This is a genomic window from Streptomyces sp. SID5643, assembly GCF_009872555.1.
GTDB classification, from domain to species: domain Bacteria; phylum Actinomycetota; class Actinomycetes; order Streptomycetales; family Streptomycetaceae; genus Streptomyces; species Streptomyces iakyrus.
In genome coordinates this window covers 1-15,686 of the sequence record NZ_WWIC01000193.1, presented here as the reverse complement: position 1 = coordinate 15,686, position 15,686 = coordinate 1, and the positions used below count along the sequence as shown (strand labels likewise).

Here is a 15,686-nt window from a genome sequence, read left to right as displayed (position 1 = left end):
GGGACCGGGTTCACGGTGCGGGCCGGGGGTACCCGCGTGCCATGAATAGCGCATGGATGGAGATGGCCGCGGGCGGCGACGCCCCCGGCTTCGGGTTCGTCGTGACGGGTCTGGTGGTCGTGGCCCTGCTGCTGGGCGCCTTCATCCTGGGCCTGCGGCACAAGCGCCGGCGCCCGCCGCGGCCCGACGAGCAGCCCAGGGTCCCCGAGGGCGGTCCGGTCCGCGAGACGCTGGAGCGCCGCGAGCCCGACGAGATGCCGAGAAGCGAGGAGCGTCTGACGCCGCACGAGCTGAAGACACACGGCAACCAGAGCGACCGGACCAGCGCCTCGCAGACGCGCCCGCGCTGGAACGAGGGCAGCAGCGGCGGCTTCGGCAGCGGCGGCCCGGGAGCCCGCTGAACCGCCGACTCGCTCCGCACTTCGCAGAAGGGCCCGTGCCTGTGCACGGGCCCTTCTCCATGCCCTGCCTCGGGCGTAGTGAGGTGGATCACAGGTTTAGGGTGCAGCGTGGGGTGGGGTCCAGCGTCTTTCGAGAGGTGTAGGGGGCCACTGAGACGCAGGACGGTGAGGATGGAGCAGGTTCGGGCAGACGGCTTCGACGAGTTCGCGGCTGCCCGTTGGTCGGCGCTGCTCCATGTCGCGCGTCTGCTCACGGGGGGTGACCGGCAACGTGCCGAGGATCTGGTCCAGGAGTCCTTGGTCAAGTTGTGGTTCGCCTGGCCGAAGGTCGCCGAGCAGGCTCCGGAGGCGTACGTCCGCACCGTGCTGGTGCGGCTGGCGGCTCGCTCGGCGCGGCGGCGCTGGTGGGGGGAGCGCCCGGTGGAGCAACTGCCGGACCGGGCCGATCCGGGCGACATGTCGTCCGCCGTCGCGGAGCGTTCGCGGCTGGAGGCGGCGCTGGCCCTGCTGTCGCCGAAGCAGCGGGCCGCGGTGGTCCTGCGCTACTACGAGGACCTGCCCGAGTCCCAGGTCGCCCAGGCCCTGGGCTGCCCGGTGGGCACCGCCCGGTCCCATGCGTCACGCGGAGTCGCGCGGCTCCGCCAGATCCTGTCCGACGCCGTCAGGCCCGTGGGGTGAAGGGAGAACCGATGGACGACTTCGAGCGGGACCTGTCGCGGCTGATGCGCGACACCCGGCAGCACACCCCTTACGAGCCCGAGCACCGGCAGCGGCTGCACGCGGGGATCCGGTCCCGCCGCCGGTCGAGACTGCTGTGGAAGGCGGGCGGCTCCGCCGTGGCCGTGGCCGGGCTCAGTGTCGGGCTGGCCCTGCTGCCCGGCATGCTCCCCCGCGCCCAGCCCGCCGATCACCGGCCGCAGCCGACGACGAGCCCGACGACCTCGCCGGACAGCACACCGACGACCGCACCACCGGCGCCGAGCACGTCGCCCACCGAGCAGCCCGAGTCCACCCTGTCCGCGACCATGACCGGCGGCGTCACACCGTCCGGGCGGTCGAGCGATCCGGCCCCGGACCCCACGCCGACGGACACGGCCTCCCAGAGCCGGTCCGGCACGACGCCGCCCGCAGCGCCGCCGCCCTCCCCCACACCGACGACGGCCCCTCCGTCCCCGCTGGACTCCGGGGAAGCCTCCGCATCGGTCTACCCCGAGTAGCCGCCTGAGCGGCCCTCCCCGTCGGGGCGCCTGCGCCCCGAACCTCCGTCACCGCACCACCCGCCACGGGCGCCTTCGGCATGCCCGGAACCGGCGCCCGGGCCTGCCCCGCGCCAGAAGAGGACCGTGAAACAGCCATGCGAACCGTACGGCGGTCGGCCCTGATCGACCGCCCGGCACCCGAGCCGTCCGCGTTGCCCCGGCGGGCACCCCTGCCCGCGCACCACCCGGAACCCGTCCTCGACGTGGTCGTCCCCGTGCACAACGAGGAGACCGACCTGGAATCCTGCGTCCGGCGGCTGCACGCGCACCTCGGCGAGACCTTCCCCTACGCCTTCCGCATCACCATCGCCGACAACGCCAGCACCGACGCCACCCCGCGGATCGCCGCACGGCTGGCCGCGGAGCTGCCCGGCACGGACTGGTTCCGGCTCACCGAGAAGGGGCGGGGCCGGGCGCTGCACACCGCGTGGTCACGCTCCCGCGCCCCGGTGCTCGCCTACCTGGACGTGGATCTGTCCACCGACCTGGCCGCGCTGCTGCCGCTGGTCGCGCCGCTGATCTCGGGCCACTCGGACATCGCCATCGGCACCCGGTTGGCCCGGGGCTCGCAGGTGGTGCGCGGACCGAAACGGGAGATCATCTCCCGCTGCTACAACGGGCTGCTGCGCTCCACGCTCGCCGTGGGGTTCTCCGACGCGCAGTGCGGGTTCAAGGCGGTGCGGCGGGACGTCGCCGAGCGGTTGCTGCCGCTGGTGGAGGACCGCGAGTGGTTCTTCGACACCGAGTTGCTGGTGATCGCCGAGCGGGCGGGGCTGCGCATCCACGAGGTGCCGGTGGACTGGGTGGACGACCCCGACAGCCGGGTCCACATCCTCTCCACGGCACTGGCCGACCTGCGGGGCATGGCCCGACTCGGCCGGGCCCTGGCCGGCGGCCGCTTGCCGCTCGCCGCGCTGCGCCGCAGCGGCGGCGACCTCGACGGGGAGCTGCCCGCGGGCCTGGCCCGGCAGGTGGTGCGCTTCGCCGCGGTCGGCGCCGCCAGCACCTTGTGCTACCTGCTGCTGTACACCCTGCTGAGACCGGCGACGGGAGCGCAGGCCGCCAATGCGCTCGCCCTGCTCGCCAGCGCGATCGCCAACACGGCGGCCAACCGGCGGCTCACGTTCGGGGTGCGGGGCCGTGACGGCGCGCTCCGGCACCAGCTCAAGGGCCTGGCCGCCTTCGCGGTCGGGCTGGCCCTGACCAGTGGTTCACTCGCCGTCCTCCACCACGCCGCGCCCGCGGCCGGTCGTCGCGTCGAGCTGGTGACGCTGATCGCCGCCAATCTGGCCGCGACGCTGCTGCGCTTCCTCCTCTTCCGGGCCTGGGTGTTCCCGGCCCGCCGTACGACAGGACCCGTCTCGCCATGAGCACCATGCAGCTGCGCCGCCCGCCCTCCACCGCCGAAGGTCCCGAAATTCCCGACGGGGAAAGGGAGTTGCGGCCGAGGATACGTGCCGCCGCCGTCCGCTACGGGCCTGTGCTGCTGACGTACGGTGTGCTGAAGCTGGCCGGCTTCGCCGTCTTCATGTATCTCCTGGACTCCGCGGGCGACTTCCGGAAGAAGAACCCGCGCTTCGGCGGCGGCGAACACGCCTGGGACGTGCTGGCCAGCTGGGACGGGTGGTGGTACCAGCAGATCGCCGCGCACGGGTACGACCCCGCGCTGGAGCCGGTCCCGGGTGCGAAGGGCCTGATCACCCTGAAGGGCAACTCGGCGGCGTTCTTCCCGCTGTACCCGGCCCTGATGCGACTGGTCTCGGAGTGCACCGGACTGGGCCTGTACGGCGCCGGCCTGACGGTCTCCGTCATCGCCTCGTTCGTAGCTGCCCTCGGCGTCTACGCCGTGGCGAAGCGGCTGGGCGGCCACCGGGCCGGTCTGGTCGCGGCCGGGTTGTGGGCGGTGTGGCCCGGCTCGGGCACGGAGTGGTCGGGCTACTCGGAGTCCCTCTACACGGCCCTGGCCGCGTGGGCCTGTCACGCCGTCATGTCCCGCCGCTGGCTCACCGCCGGCTGGCAGACCTGCGCGGCGGGGCTCTGCCGGCCCACCGCCGTCGCGCTCGTCGCCGCCCTGGCCGTGGCCGTGGCGCTGTCCTTGCGTCGCCGTGAGGACGGGGTGCGGCGTCCGCTCGCCGCCGTGGCTGTCGCGCCGTTGGGCCTGTTCGGCTACCTTGCCTGGGTCAACTACCGCATGGGCGACATCAACGGCTACTCCAAGCTGCAGGAGGGCGCCTGGGCCCACAAGTTCGACTGGGGCGTCCACACGTTCAACGTGCTGACGTCCCTTCCGGTCGGTCACTTCGACTACCTGTTCGCGATGCCCTTCGAGGACGTCATCGGCGTCTGCGTGGTGCTGATGGTGCCGGTGCTGACCGTGCTGCTGCTGCGGCTGCGGCCGCCCGCCGTGCTCGTGGTCTACACGGTCCTGTCCTACCTCATGGTGATGACGACCCAGCAGTACTTCGGCAACGTCTCGCGCTATCTGCTTCCGCTCTTCCCGCTGTTCGTCCCGCTCGCGCTCGCGATGAGCCGGCTCGGGCGGCCGTCCCTGGCCACGGTCCTCGGCGCGGCCGCGCTGGCCTCCGGGTCGTACGCGGGGTACGTGCTGTTCGTGCTCGGAGTGCCGTAGACGACCCGGCAACGGCCCCTGCGGACCGGTGAGATGCCTCCGAAACGTTCCCTTCACGCAGGAAGTATTTAGGGGTAACGACCGCTGCCTACCGTGCCTGCCCTGTCGTCCCCGACCCGCAGCAAGGAGGCGTGGCATGAGTGCCGAGCCACGACTGGCAGAAGTCACCGGTCCGGACCCCGCGCAGGAGGCGGCGCGGAACACGGACCAGGCCGTCAAGGAAACCCTCGAGGACTACACCCTCCGCTTCGCGCCGCGCAGTTACCGGCGCTGGACCCCGATGGTGGTGGCGACGACCGCGCTCGGCGGCATCGCCTACATGGCCGACTTCTCCATCGGGGCCGGCATCGGCCTCGCCCACGGCACCGGCAACGCGCTGCTCGCGATCGCCGTCGCCGGCGTCGTCATCTTCGTGACGGGCTTCCCGCTCGCCTACTACGGGGCCCGCTACAACATCGACCTGGACCTGATCACCCGCGGCTCCGGGTTCGGCTACTTCGGCTCGGTTCTCACCAGCGTCATCTTCGCCAGTTTCACCTTCATCTTCTTCGCTCTCGAAGGCTCGATCATGGCCCAGGGCCTGAAGCTGGGCCTCGGGCTGCCGCTCTGGCTGGGCTACCTGGTCTCCACCCTGATGGTGATCCCCCTGGTGATCTACGGCATGACGGCGCTGAGCAAGCTCCAGGTGTGGACGACCCCGATCTGGCTGCTGCTGATGGTCGGCCCGCTGGTCCACCTGGTCGCCACCGACCCGGGCACCGTGGACCGCTTCCTCGCCTACGCGGGCACCGACGGGGACGGCGGCGTCAACACCGCCTCGGTGCTGCTGGGCGCGGGCGTGTGCCTGTCGCTGATCGCGCAGATCGGCGAGCAGATCGACTACCTGCGCTTCATGCCGCCCAAGACCGAGGCCAACAAGCGCGCTTGGTGGACGGCCGTGGTGATGGCCGGTCCGGGCTGGGTGGTGCTGGGTGCGCTGAAGCAGGCCATCGGCGTGTTCCTCGCGGTGTACATCATCGCCGAGGTGGGTGCGACCGCCGCGCCCGAGCCGATCCAGCAGTTCAAGCACGCGTTCGACGCGATGATGCCGTCCTGGATCGTCCTCCCGCTGGCCGTGGCCCTGGTCGTGATCAGCCAGATCAAGATCAATGTCACCAACGCCTACTCCGGCTCCCTCGCCTGGACCAACTCCTTCACCCGGGTCACCAGGCGCTACCCGGGCCGGATGGTCTTCGTCCTGGTCAACCTGGGCTTCGCGCTCGCGCTGATGGAGGCGGACATGTTCAGCTTCCTCAACAGCATCCTGGGCTTCTACTCGAACTGCGCGATCGCCTGGGTCGTCACCGTGGCCACCGACATCGGCATCAACAAGTACGTGCTGAAGCTGTCCCCGCACGCCCCGGAGTTCCGCCGCGGCATGCTCTACGCCGTCAACCCGGTCGGGGTCGTCTCCTTCGTCGCCGCCTCGGGGCTGTCCATCGCGATGTACTTCCACGCCCTCGGCGACACGCTCCAGCCGTACTCCCCCGTCGCCGCGGCCGTCATCGCCTTCGTCCTCACGCCGCTGATGGCCGTGGTCACCAAGGGCAGGTACTACCTGCGCCGCACCGACGACGGCATCGCCGAGCCTCTCCTGGACGAGGACGGCAACCCCAGCGCCGTCGCCTACACCTGCCACGTGTGCCGGCAGCAGTTCGAGCGGCCGGACGTCGCCGCGTGCCGGACGCACGACGCGGTCGTCTGCTCACTGTGCCTGAGCACCGACAAGGTCGGGGACCACGTCCTGCCGGCCCCGGCCTGACCCATGGGCGGGGGCGCGCCCGGGCGCTCCCGCCGTACGGCACGTTCCAACTCGGTCTCGGACGCGCTGGGCGGGGCCGGACGGGGCGGCGGCTCCGGGGGCCGGGCGGCATACTGATCTTGCGCTGCGCAGTGAGCGGGCCGACGGTCGGAGAGGGGATGACGGGACGTGACCACCGATGAGCATGACGGGCGGGGAACTCCCCACGAGCCGCCCGGTATCCCCCCGGCGCCCGACGACGTGTGGCTGAAATTCCTCACGGACAGCGAGTCCGCCATACGTGTCTCCGCTCCCCGGGAGCCCTCCGCCGAGGAACGGGCGGCGGGGCAGCGGCTGCAACCCCCGCACGCCGTCGGCGACCTGTGGCAGCCGGAGGAGTTGTGGGTGCGCGTGGCGTGGCAGGACCTGGACCGCCGCGCCAAGGTGCGGCGCGTGGGACGGGTCGTCGCCACCGCGGCCGCCGTCGCCCTGGCCCTGGGGGCCTGGTCCCAGCTGTCCACCGGCGCGGGCACGGGTCACCGGCCCGCCGAGGACACGGTGCGGCAGGTCGAGGGGGCGACCGCCCGGCTGCCCACGGCCACACCCGTCCCGCCGGCATCCCCCTTCCCGCAGCCGTCCCGATAGCCCAGGCAAGGGGGGTACGGACGCGCCCCGCCACCTAGGATGAGCCACACAGGCCGGATCTGGGCGCCCGTCCGGGCGCGGCCCCTCACAGGCAGGAACGCGCAGGCACCGACCGAAGGGGGACGGAGATGAGCGCGCCACGCCTCAGCAGCATCCCGTTGCCGGGCATAGGGGTCCGCTACGACCTGACGACACGGGACCACGGCCGGCGCCTGTCGGTGGTCGCGCACCGCGACGGGCACCGGACGGTCAGCGCCTACCGCGAGGACGACCCGGACGCGTGCGACCTCTCGGTGCGCCTGACGTCGGAAGAGGCGGCCACGCTCATCGACGCCCTGATGCCCGAGCACCACACGCCGAACCTGCTGTCCACCACCGACCTGGGGCTCGTCGCCGAACGGATCGAGCTGCCCGGCTCCTCGCACTGGAACGGGCGGCTGCTGGGCGAGCCCCGGCTCCGGACCGACACCGGTGCGTCCGTGGTGGCGGTGCTGCGCCGGGCGGAGGCGATCCCCTCCCCGACTCCGCACTTCCGGCTGGCCGGTGGCGACATCCTCATCGTCATCGGGACCCGCGAGGGCGTGGAGGCGGCCGCCACGATACTCGGGCGGGAGTGACCCGCCATGCAATCCTCCGCCATCTTCCTGATCGAGTTCGGCTGTCTCATCCTCGGTCTCGGGCTGCTCGGCCGCTTCGCCGGGCGCTTCCGCTTCTCGCCGATCCCCCTCTATCTGCTGGCCGGCCTCGCCTTCGGTGAGGGCGGGCTGCTGCCACTGGGCGCCAGCGAGGACTTCGTCGCCGTCGGCGCGGAGATCGGCGTCATCCTGCTGCTGCTCATGCTGGGCCTGGAGTACACGGCCACCGACCTCGTCTCCCACCTGAGGACCCATTACCCCGCCGGGCTCATCGACGCCGTCCTCAATGCCCTGCCGGGCGCGGTCCTGGCCCTGCTGCTCGGCTGGGGCCCGGTCGCCGCCGTCGTCCTGGCCGGCGTCACCTGGGTCTCCTCCTCGGGCGTCATCGCCAAGATCCTCGGAGACCTGGGGCGGCTGGGCAACCGGGAGACCCCGGCCATCTTGAGCATCCTCGTCCTGGAGGACCTCTCGATGGCGGTGTACCTGCCCATCGTCACGACCCTGCTGGCCGGGGTGGGCCTGGCCGCGGGCGGCGTCACGCTTGCCATTGCCGTGGGCGTGCTGGCCCTGGTGCTGGTCCTCGCGGTGCGTTTCGGCCGTCTCGTCTCGCGCTTCGTCTCCAGCGACGACCCCGAGAAGCTGCTGCTGGTCGTCCTCGGAGTGACGCTCGTGGTCGCCGGGGTCGCCCAGCAGTTGCAGGTGTCGGCGGCGGTGGGCGCCTTCTTGGTGGGCATCGCGCTGTCGGGTGAGGTCGCCGAGGGCGCGACGAGTCTGCTCGCGCCGCTGCGGGACCTGTTCGCCGCGGTCTTCTTCGTCTTCTTCGGCCTGCACACCGACCCGGCCAGCATTCCTCCGGTGCTGCTGCCCGCCCTCGCCCTGGCCGCCGTGACCACCGCCACGAAGATCGCCACGGGCTACTGGGCCGCGCGCCGCGCCGGCATCGGGCCGAGGGGCCGCTGGCGCGCCGGCGGCACGCTCGTCGCCCGCGGTGAGTTCTCGATCGTCATCGCCGGGCTGGCCGTCACGTCCGGCATCGAGCCCTCCCTCGGCCCCCTGGCCACGGCGTACGTCCTCATCCTGGTCCTGCTCGGCCCGCTGACCGCCCGCTGGACGGAACCGCTGGCCACCCGCCTGACCGGTCGCTCCCGCCGGCGCGGCGCGCCGGTCCCCCCGGGTGCGCACGAGGCACTCGACGACCAGGACACGGTCGGCCGCACCTGAGCGGCCGCCGCCCTCGGCGGGCCGCCGGAGTGAGCGAGAAGCCCGGGGGCCGCCGCGTTCAGCCCGTCTTCCAGCCCCTGCGCGTGTCGATCCGCTCCCACTCCGCGTCCCACTGGGCCAGGCGCCGCCGGTCGAGGGCCAGACGGGTCAGCCAGACGGCTCCCAGGACCGCCCCGCCCGCGAAGGCTCCTGCGAGCGCGCCGCCCATCGCGGTGTGGAGCCACACCTCGCCTCCGGACACCGGCCGGCTCGTGATGTCACCGCTCCGGTTCACCCACACGGAGATGGTGCTCCCGGCGGGGGCCCTGGGCGCCACCCGGGCCGTCTCCCGGTGCGTGGAGCCGTCGGGCGCGGTCCACCGCACCTTGCCCCACACCCGGTGGTCGCTCGCCGTGCGGGCCGGAGACGGACCGGGCGCGTCCTCGACGACCACCGCCGTGACCTGGTGGCTCTCGGCACGCTGCCGTTCTGCGGCGCGCTCGACCGTGTCGGCAGCGATCAGCCCGGTGGCCAGACCGCCCAGCAGGGCGAGCACCCAGCCGGCGAGCACGACCCAGGCCTCGACGACATCGACGCGCCGTTTGAGCGTGTTGCGTCGCCACCGCCACCACCGCACGGTCACCCGCTCTGACGATCTCATGGGCCGACACCCCCTCGTGAGCACCGGCAGCACCCTTCCAGTGTGCGCCTGACTGCCGCCTTCGCTCGCCGATCAGTGCCGGGCGGCTCATCCCGAGGGGGCGAGGACGTGGTTCAGCCGGGAGACTCCGCGACCCGCACCCGGTCGCTCTGGTGGCCGGAGAGGAAGGAGGCCATCGCGCCGCCCTCCTCGGCGACGGTGGCGCGGTCGGCCCGGGAGAGGCGGCGCAGCGGGTTCACCACCACCGTGTCCGCCTCGACGGTCCAGGTCGCGGCGACCCTGCCGTCGACCAGTACGACGCGCTCGCCGGCGACGGACAGGTGCCGGTGCGCGTCGTCGATGATCCGGCTGCGGTCGTGGTAGCCGAGGATCGCGTTGTCGAACGCCGGCAGGAACCGCACGGGCGCCGGCGTGCCGGGGTCGGGGCGGGGCGCGTCGGGGAGGTCGAGGAGTTCGCGGCCGCGTTCGTCGCGGAAGGCGACCAGTTCCCCGCGCAGGGCGGAGACCGCGGCGGGCAGTCCGGCCAGGCCGCACCAGGCCCGCAGGTCGGCCGAGGCGGCGGGCCCGAAGGCCGTCAGATAGCGCCGTACCAGCGCCTGGCCGACCGGGTCGGAGCCGTCCGTCGCGGGCGGGTCGACCTCGCGCCCCAGCCAGGAGGAGATCAGCGCGTAGCGCACTCCGGCTTTCGTGCGCCACAGTCCGCGCGGCGGCAGCTGGACCGTCGGGAGGAGGGCGGCGACCAGCATCTCGCCCAGCGGCCGGGGCCCGGCCGCGGGCCAGCGGTCGGCGACGGCGCGCGCGAGTTCGGGCATGGAGAGGGGTTCGCCGTCCGCCAGGACCTTCCGTCCTGCCGCGGCGAGTTCGCCGGGATCGACCCCGTCGAGCTCGCGGCGGTAGACCCCGAGGACCCGCTGGCGCAGCATGCCGTCGTGGCGGGCGCGCCAGGCCAGGACGTCGTCGGAGGTGACGAGATGGACGGTGCGGCGCATGAGGTGGGTGCGCACGACACGCCGCGCGGTCAGCAGGTCCGACAGTTCCGCCGGGTCGAACGCCCGCAGCCGCGACCAGAGGCCGGGGAACGGCTCCTGCGGCTCCTGCGCCTGGAGGCCGCACAGGTGCGCGACCGCGTCCAGGACCGGCAGGTCGGCGCGGTCGAGGAGCAACTGCCGGGCGAGGGTGGCGCGGTTGAGCGCCCGGGCGTCGAGAACGGTCATCGGTGCACCTCGGCCTCTGCGTCGTGTGCCGACCCGTGGTCCAGGTGCCCGGGCGGCGTGCCCGCTCACCGTCGCACGGGATGCGGTCGGTTCGTGACCGCATCCCGTGCGACCCCTCCCCTGTCTTTCCTATCGCATTACTAGGAAAGCATTGACGGCCCCTTGCACTCCTGCGCAGGATGATGCGCATGGCCCGCACGACTTTCCCGCCGGTGAGGCTCAACGCCCCACTGCGCGGACGGACTTGAGGAGACCCCGCGATGGGCATCGCCCCGGCGCCGTCCGGCCCGGCCGCGGAGTCGGACCAGGCCGGGCCCGGCCGTGCGCACTGGCTGCGCGTGGCCCGCGAGACGGCGGAGGACCTCGCCACCGACGCGGTGGCCAGGGACCAGGCGGGCAAGCCTCCCTTCGACGAGGTGTCGCGGCTGCGCGAGTCGGGGCTGCTGACGCTTCTCGTCCCGGCGGAAACCGGGGGCGGCGGCGCCGACTGGACCGAGGCCTACGCCGTGGTCCGGGAGGTCGCGGCGGCCGACGGCGCCATCGGCCAGTTGCTCGGCTGTCACTACTTCACGTCCTGGAGCGCCGGGTTCCTCGCCGGAGCGGCCCCCGCCGCCCGGCTGGAGCAGCGGTCCACGGCGGAGCAGTGGTGCTGGGGCGGTGGCCTCGCCCGCCAGGAACCGGCGCTGACGCTCGTCAAGGACCCGCGGGGGTACGTCCTCGACGGCCGGCAGAGCTATGCCGCCGGTGTCCTGGTCGCCGACCGACTCGCCGTACGGGCGGTGCGGGCCGACACGGGCGAACCGCTCGCGCTCGTGGTCGATCCCGCCCTCGCGGGCGTGGTGGTCGACGGTGACGCCGACCCCTTCGGACAGCGGCTGGCGGCGGGCGGCGGCGCGGAGTTCACGGCCGTGCCGGTCACCGCCGACGACGTACTGGGATCCCTCTCCGCGGACGAGGACGTGCTGTCGCCCCTGACGGCCCTGATGTCACCGGTCGGCCGTCTGCTGTCCGTACAGCTCCGGCTCGGCATGGCGGAGGGCGTGCTCGCCGAGGCCCGTGAGTACAGCAGGACCGGCCTCTCGCACCGGCATCCGGACTGGCCGGTCGGCTCCCCGCAGGATCCGCAGGTGCTGACGGCGTACGGGGAACTCACCGTGCTCACCCGCTCGGCGTCCGCCCTGGCCGACCAGGGCCGCCGGGCCGTCCTGGAGGGACTGGCCCACGGCGAGGACCTCACCTACGAGGAGTACGCGGAGATCTCCGTCCTCGTGGCCATGGCCGAAGCCGCCGCGTCCCGGGCCGCCCAGGAGTCCACCGCCCGAGCCCTCGACATCATCGGCGCCCGCTCCGCCGCGGCACGGCTGGGGTTCGACCGGTTCTGGCGCAACGCCCGGACCCACACCCTGTACGAGCCCGTCGGGCAGCGGCTGCGGGACGTCGGGGACTACTTCCTCAAACGGTGCGCACCCTCCGTTCGTCCTGCCCGTCTGACCGCGCTCAGTCCTTTCCCCGTCGCCTCGCCGGGCCGTTCGACGCCAGGCCGGTCAGGCCGGCCGCGATGTCGGCCGGCTCCAGGTGCGGGCCGATCCACTCGCACAGCAGGACGGTGGCGTCGTCCTGGAGCCGGCCGTCGTGGTACTCCAGGACGGCCTGGATGAGGCGGCGCAGCGTCTCGGGGACGGGCAGGCCGTCGGCGTGGTGGCGGATGAGGAAGTCGGTGAAGCGGGCCAGGCCGAACTCGCGGCCCCCGGAACACCGCGCCTCGGTGATGCCGTCGGTGTAGAGGACGATCCGGTCGCCGGGCTGGAGGTGCTCCTCGCACACGATGCTGCGCAGCCCGAGATCGGTGCCCATCGGGTGGGCCGGCGGGCAGGTGAGATGGCTGGTCCAGCGGTTGTCGCGGATGACGATCGGCGGGTGGTGGCCGCGGTTGACCCACCGCAGGACGCCGGTGCGCGTGTCGAGCGTGGCCAGGACTCCTGTGACGTAACGCCGGTGATCGTACTGTTCGAGGAGGGCGGCTTCCACCGCGTCGGCCTTGTCGACGAGACCGGCGCCCTGCCGGCGGGCACTGCGGCAGGCGCCCAGGGCGAGCGCTCCGGACAGCCCCGCGGCCGTGTCGTGCCCCATCGCGTCGAAGATCGTCAGATGGACCAGGGGTCCGTCGACGGCGTATTCGAAGACGTCACCGCTGATGTCGTAGGCCGGCTCCAGGGACGCGGAGATGGCCACCCGTCCGTCGGCGTACGTGCGCGGAGGCAGGAGGTTCCACTGCATCTCCGCCGCCACGCTCATCGGCCGGGCTCGCACCAGCCTGGCCAGCGCGTCGCTGGTGCCCCGCTTGCTGACGAGGATCAGTGAGACGAGTCCCGCCAGTGCCTCCATGTCCGCGCGGGCTCCGGCGTCGTTGTGCTCGCTGCTCACCCGTAGCAGCCCGAGGCGCTCCGTCCCGTCCAGCAGCGGCACCCACCACTCGAAGACGCCGCCGCCGGGTGGCGCGGCCGGCAGGACGTCGCCGTACTGGTAGGCCCGCCCGGCGACCGTCCCCTCGATGGGCAGCTCCGGTTCGTGCCCCTGGGCCGCCGCCTGGTCCCCGGGGACCAGGCGCAGGGTGGTGCGCTGCAGATCCGCCACGTAGATCAGCACCTCGTGGAAGGAGGCCGCGCGGGCGCACTCGGCCGCTTTGGCGGGAAGGGACTCGATCGGCATGAGGTGGCTGGCGTCCAGCAGGTCGGCGAGCATCCGCCGGCCGCCCTCGCCGCTGCGCTCCATCAGCGTTCACCTCCGATCGCCACGCTCGCGGCGGCGGAACGAGGGCCGTGCCGCGGTGTCACGGCATCGTGCTCTGCGCGCTGATCAGTTCGGTGACCGCACGCAGACCGCCGTGGGCGAGGGCGGCGCGCTGCCGGTCCGCGCCGGTCCCGTCCTGGAGCAGCCGGTGGATCAGGGAGGTGACCTGGCGGCTGTCGCCCGAGGCGTCGAGGGCGGGGGCGACGTGCCGCAGGAACTCGTAGAGCACGTCGCCGGCGCGGTGCGGTGTGCCGTCGGGGTCGATCAGGGTGTCGCCGAGGCCGTGGCGGGCGGCGTGCCACATGGCGGCCTGCAGCAGTTCGGGCGCGCAGTCGGGCAGGGGTGTGCCGGCGGCCGCTTCCGCCAGTGAGGTCTCCACGAGGGCCCGGATGATCGCGGCGAGCATGACCGCCTCGTCCGCCCGCAGCTGGACGTCCGCGCACCGCACCTCGATGGTGGGGTAGGTGGCCGAGAGCCGGGCCTGCCAGTAGAGCTGGCCCGTGTCGGAGATCAGGCCGGCCTCCTGAAGCCGTGCCACGCGCCGGTCGTAGTCCGCGGCGTCCTCGAAGTGCGGGGGCATGCCGCTGACCGGCCACCGGCTGAAGATCACCGTGCGCCAGCTCGCGAACCCGGTGTCGTGGCCGTCCCAGAGGGGGGAGTTCGCGGCCATGGCCGTCAGCGTCGGCAGCCGGAAGCGGATCCGGTTCAGGACCTGCACGCCCGCCTCCCGGTCCGGGACGGCGACGTGCACGTGCGTGCCGTTGACCAGTTGCTCCGCCACCAGTTGCGGCGCCTGGGTGACCATGGCCCGGTAGCGGGCCTGGTCGGTGACGGCGATGGGGCGGCCGTGCCGCACCGGTGGTGTCCCGCAGACCCCGATCCGGCAGCCGTGCTCCTCCGCGGCCACGCCGACGGCGTGCCGCAGCCGCAGGAGGTGGCCGCCGACCTCCTCCAGGGTGTCGCAGACCGGCGTGGCCACCTCGACCTGCGCCTGGAGCAGCTCGTACTGCACCTCCTGGTCGGACACGAGATGCCCCACGCCCGCCGCGGCGCGCACCTTGTCCGCCTGAGGTACCGGCAGGCCCGTGACCGGGTCGAGCAGCAGGTACTCCTCTTCCACGCCGATCGTCGTCATCGACACCCTCTGTTCCGCCCGGCGGCCGGGCCGGATCCCGGCGCGCGGAAGGCGCACCGCACGCAGCGGTGACCCCCTTCCGGCGGCCCGCCCGTGGACTACCGAGTGCCGCACTCCCGCTGGAACAAAACGTGACACAGGAAGAGAAACCGCTTAACCCGTGGAACGTGGACTCCTCGCCTCGTCGCGGTCGCCGCGACCGTGCGCAAGCGGCATCGAGGCCACCGCCGCCCGGTCGAATGGATCACTCCGCCAATCGGCCCAGAGGATCTCAGGGCTGGACAGAAGTCATGAACCGGACGGAATAGGTTCCTCCGGGCGGAAGACCGTCCGTGCACCGTTGCTGCCGATCGAGGAACTGATGGCGACACACACTGAACCGGTTGCGCCCGTACCCGCGGTGGAGCGCCGCGGCCGAGGGAAGGTGGTCGTCTCCTGGCTGACGACCACCGATCACAAGAAGATCGGGCACCTGTATCTGATCACGTCGTTCGGGTTCTTCCTGATCGCCGGGGCACTGGCGATGCTCATCCGGGCCGAGCTGGCCCGGCCGGGGCTGCAAATCGTCTCCAGCGAGCAGTACAACCAGGCGTTCACCATGCACGGCACGATCATGCTGCTGCTGTTCGCGACGCCCACCTTCGCCGGCTTCGCCAACGCGGTCATGCCGTTGCAGATCGGCTCACCCGACGTGGCCTTCCCGCGGCTGAACATGCTCTCCTACTGGCTGTTCCTCTTCGGCGGACTGATCGTGCTCGGCAGCTTCCTCACCCCGCAGGGCTCCGCCGACTTCGGCTGGACCGCCTACACCCCGCTCAGCGGCGGGGAGCGCACCCCTCAGGTCGGCGGCGACCTGTGGATCATGGGGCTGGCGCTGTCCGGCTTCGGCACCATCCTCGGCTCGGTCAACTTCATCACCACCATCATCTGTATGCGCGCCCCGGGCATGACCATGTTCCGGATGCCGATCTTCACCTGGAACGTGCTGCTCACCTCGGTGCTGGTGCTGCTGGCCTTCCCGGTGCTGGCCGCAGCGCTGCTCGTGCTGGAGGCGGACCGGCGCTTCGGTGCCCAGGTGTTCAACGCCGAGAACGGGGGCGCGGTCCTGTGGCAGCACCTGTTCTGGTTCTTCGGCCACCCCGAGGTGTACATCCTGGCGCTGCCGTTCTTCGGAGTGATCACGGAGATCATCCCCGTCTTCGCCCGCAAGCCGATCTTCGGCTACACCGGCCTGGTCGGCGCCACCGTCTCCATCGCCGGGCTGTCGGTGACGGTGTGGGCGCACCACATGTTCGCCACCGGCGCGGTGCTGCTGCCGTTCTTCTCCTTCATGACGT

At 72.5% G+C, this 15,686-nt stretch carries 14 protein-coding genes and 1 pseudogene; 11 read left to right on the top strand and 4 right to left on the bottom strand.

What is annotated here, in order from left to right:
* Nucleotides 1-41: 41 nt before the first annotated feature.
* The 9 genes from GTY56_RS22120 (at nt 42) to GTY56_RS22080 (ending at nt 8,570) form a co-directional block, all read left to right on the top strand.
* Nucleotides 42-401 carry a DUF6479 family protein gene (locus GTY56_RS22120; protein WP_107460169.1) on the top strand — a complete coding sequence of 120 codons (360 nt, stop codon included), beginning with the start codon at nt 42-44 and terminating at the stop codon, nt 399-401.
* Between the two features lie 171 nt (nt 402-572).
* Nucleotides 573-1,079 (top strand): SigE family RNA polymerase sigma factor, encoded by a 507-nt coding sequence (locus GTY56_RS22115; protein ID WP_161367078.1) that lies wholly within the window; start codon nt 573-575, stop codon nt 1,077-1,079.
* Between the two features lie 11 nt (nt 1,080-1,090).
* Nucleotides 1,091-1,618, top strand: coding sequence for a cellulase (locus GTY56_RS22110; protein WP_161367077.1), 528 nt, complete (start codon nt 1,091-1,093; stop codon nt 1,616-1,618).
* 137 nt (nt 1,619-1,755) lie between these two features.
* A complete protein-coding gene (locus tag GTY56_RS22105; protein WP_161367076.1) occupies nt 1,756-3,030 on the top strand; it encodes a bifunctional glycosyltransferase family 2/GtrA family protein in 1,275 nt (424 codons plus the stop codon).
* Nucleotides 3,027-4,289 (top strand): putative hexosyltransferase, encoded by a 1,263-nt coding sequence (locus GTY56_RS22100; RefSeq protein ID WP_161367075.1) that lies wholly within the window; start codon nt 3,027-3,029, stop codon nt 4,287-4,289. The genes GTY56_RS22105 and GTY56_RS22100 overlap by 4 nt, the downstream gene beginning before the upstream one ends.
* Nucleotides 4,290-4,425: 136 nt before the next feature.
* Nucleotides 4,426-6,090: a purine-cytosine permease family protein gene (locus GTY56_RS22095; protein ID WP_161367074.1), complete on the top strand. Its 1,665-nt coding sequence runs from the start codon at nt 4,426-4,428 to the stop codon at nt 6,088-6,090.
* Nucleotides 6,091-6,258: 168 nt separating this feature from the next.
* Nucleotides 6,259-6,714 (top strand): hypothetical protein, encoded by a 456-nt coding sequence (locus GTY56_RS22090; protein WP_161367073.1) that lies wholly within the window; start codon nt 6,259-6,261, stop codon nt 6,712-6,714.
* Between the two features lie 128 nt (nt 6,715-6,842).
* A complete protein-coding gene (locus tag GTY56_RS22085; RefSeq protein ID WP_161367072.1) occupies nt 6,843-7,331 on the top strand; it encodes a cation:proton antiporter regulatory subunit in 489 nt (162 codons plus the stop codon).
* Nucleotides 7,332-7,337: 6 nt separating this feature from the next.
* Nucleotides 7,338-8,570, top strand: coding sequence for a cation:proton antiporter (locus GTY56_RS22080; RefSeq protein ID WP_161367071.1), 1,233 nt, complete (start codon nt 7,338-7,340; stop codon nt 8,568-8,570).
* A 58-nt stretch (nt 8,571-8,628) separates the two neighbouring features.
* Here the strand turns inward: GTY56_RS22080 and GTY56_RS22075 are convergent, their stop codons facing one another.
* Complete coding sequence (locus GTY56_RS22075) at nt 8,629-9,210, bottom strand: Rv1733c family protein (RefSeq protein WP_202510573.1); 582 nt, start codon at nt 9,208-9,210, stop codon at nt 8,629-8,631.
* Nucleotides 9,211-9,323: 113 nt separating this feature from the next.
* A complete protein-coding gene (locus GTY56_RS22070) occupies nt 9,324-10,424 on the bottom strand; it encodes a winged helix DNA-binding domain-containing protein (protein WP_161367069.1) in 1,101 nt (366 codons plus the stop codon).
* 260 nt (nt 10,425-10,684) lie between these two features.
* Between GTY56_RS22070 and GTY56_RS22065 the strand changes: the two are divergent.
* A pseudogene (locus GTY56_RS22065) lies at nt 10,685-11,915 on the top strand (acyl-CoA dehydrogenase family protein).
* Nucleotides 11,916-11,921: 6 nt separating this feature from the next.
* Here GTY56_RS22065 and GTY56_RS22060 read toward each other — a convergent pair.
* Together GTY56_RS22060 and GTY56_RS22055 are read right to left on the bottom strand one after the other, a co-directional pair.
* On the bottom strand, nt 11,922-13,196 hold the full coding sequence (locus tag GTY56_RS22060) for a PP2C family protein-serine/threonine phosphatase (protein ID WP_161367068.1): 1,275 nt from the start codon (nt 13,194-13,196) through the stop codon (nt 11,922-11,924).
* A gap of 58 nt (nt 13,197-13,254) precedes the next feature.
* A complete protein-coding gene (locus tag GTY56_RS22055) occupies nt 13,255-14,349 on the bottom strand; it encodes a carboxylate-amine ligase (RefSeq protein ID WP_161367067.1) in 1,095 nt (364 codons plus the stop codon).
* A gap of 361 nt (nt 14,350-14,710) precedes the next feature.
* Here GTY56_RS22055 and GTY56_RS22050 point away from each other — a divergent pair.
* A partial coding sequence (locus tag GTY56_RS22050) for a cytochrome c oxidase subunit I (RefSeq protein ID WP_202510572.1) occupies nt 14,711-15,686 on the top strand: 976 nt, incomplete at its 3' end.

Excerpts from the sequence above, each read along its gene's own strand:
- GTY56_RS22120 (WP_107460169.1), top strand. The coding sequence starts at position 42 with ATGAATAGCGCATGGATGGAGATGGCCGCGGGCGGCGACGCCCCCGGC.
- GTY56_RS22115 (WP_161367078.1), top strand. The coding sequence starts at position 573 with ATGGAGCAGGTTCGGGCAGACGGCTTCGACGAGTTCGCGGCTGCCCGT.
- GTY56_RS22110 (WP_161367077.1), top strand. The coding sequence starts at position 1,091 with ATGGACGACTTCGAGCGGGACCTGTCGCGGCTGATGCGCGACACCCGG.
- GTY56_RS22105 (WP_161367076.1), top strand. The coding sequence starts at position 1,756 with ATGCGAACCGTACGGCGGTCGGCCCTGATCGACCGCCCGGCACCCGAG.
- GTY56_RS22100 (WP_161367075.1), top strand. The coding sequence starts at position 3,027 with ATGAGCACCATGCAGCTGCGCCGCCCGCCCTCCACCGCCGAAGGTCCC.
- GTY56_RS22095 (WP_161367074.1), top strand. The coding sequence starts at position 4,426 with ATGAGTGCCGAGCCACGACTGGCAGAAGTCACCGGTCCGGACCCCGCG.
- GTY56_RS22085 (WP_161367072.1), top strand. The coding sequence starts at position 6,843 with ATGAGCGCGCCACGCCTCAGCAGCATCCCGTTGCCGGGCATAGGGGTC.
- GTY56_RS22080 (WP_161367071.1), top strand. The coding sequence starts at position 7,338 with ATGCAATCCTCCGCCATCTTCCTGATCGAGTTCGGCTGTCTCATCCTC.
- GTY56_RS22075 (WP_202510573.1), bottom strand. The coding sequence starts at position 9,210 with ATGAGATCGTCAGAGCGGGTGACCGTGCGGTGGTGGCGGTGGCGACGC.
- GTY56_RS22070 (WP_161367069.1), bottom strand. The coding sequence starts at position 10,424 with ATGACCGTTCTCGACGCCCGGGCGCTCAACCGCGCCACCCTCGCCCGG.
- GTY56_RS22060 (WP_161367068.1), bottom strand. The coding sequence starts at position 13,196 with ATGGAGCGCAGCGGCGAGGGCGGCCGGCGGATGCTCGCCGACCTGCTG.
- GTY56_RS22055 (WP_161367067.1), bottom strand. The coding sequence starts at position 14,349 with ATGACGACGATCGGCGTGGAAGAGGAGTACCTGCTGCTCGACCCGGTC.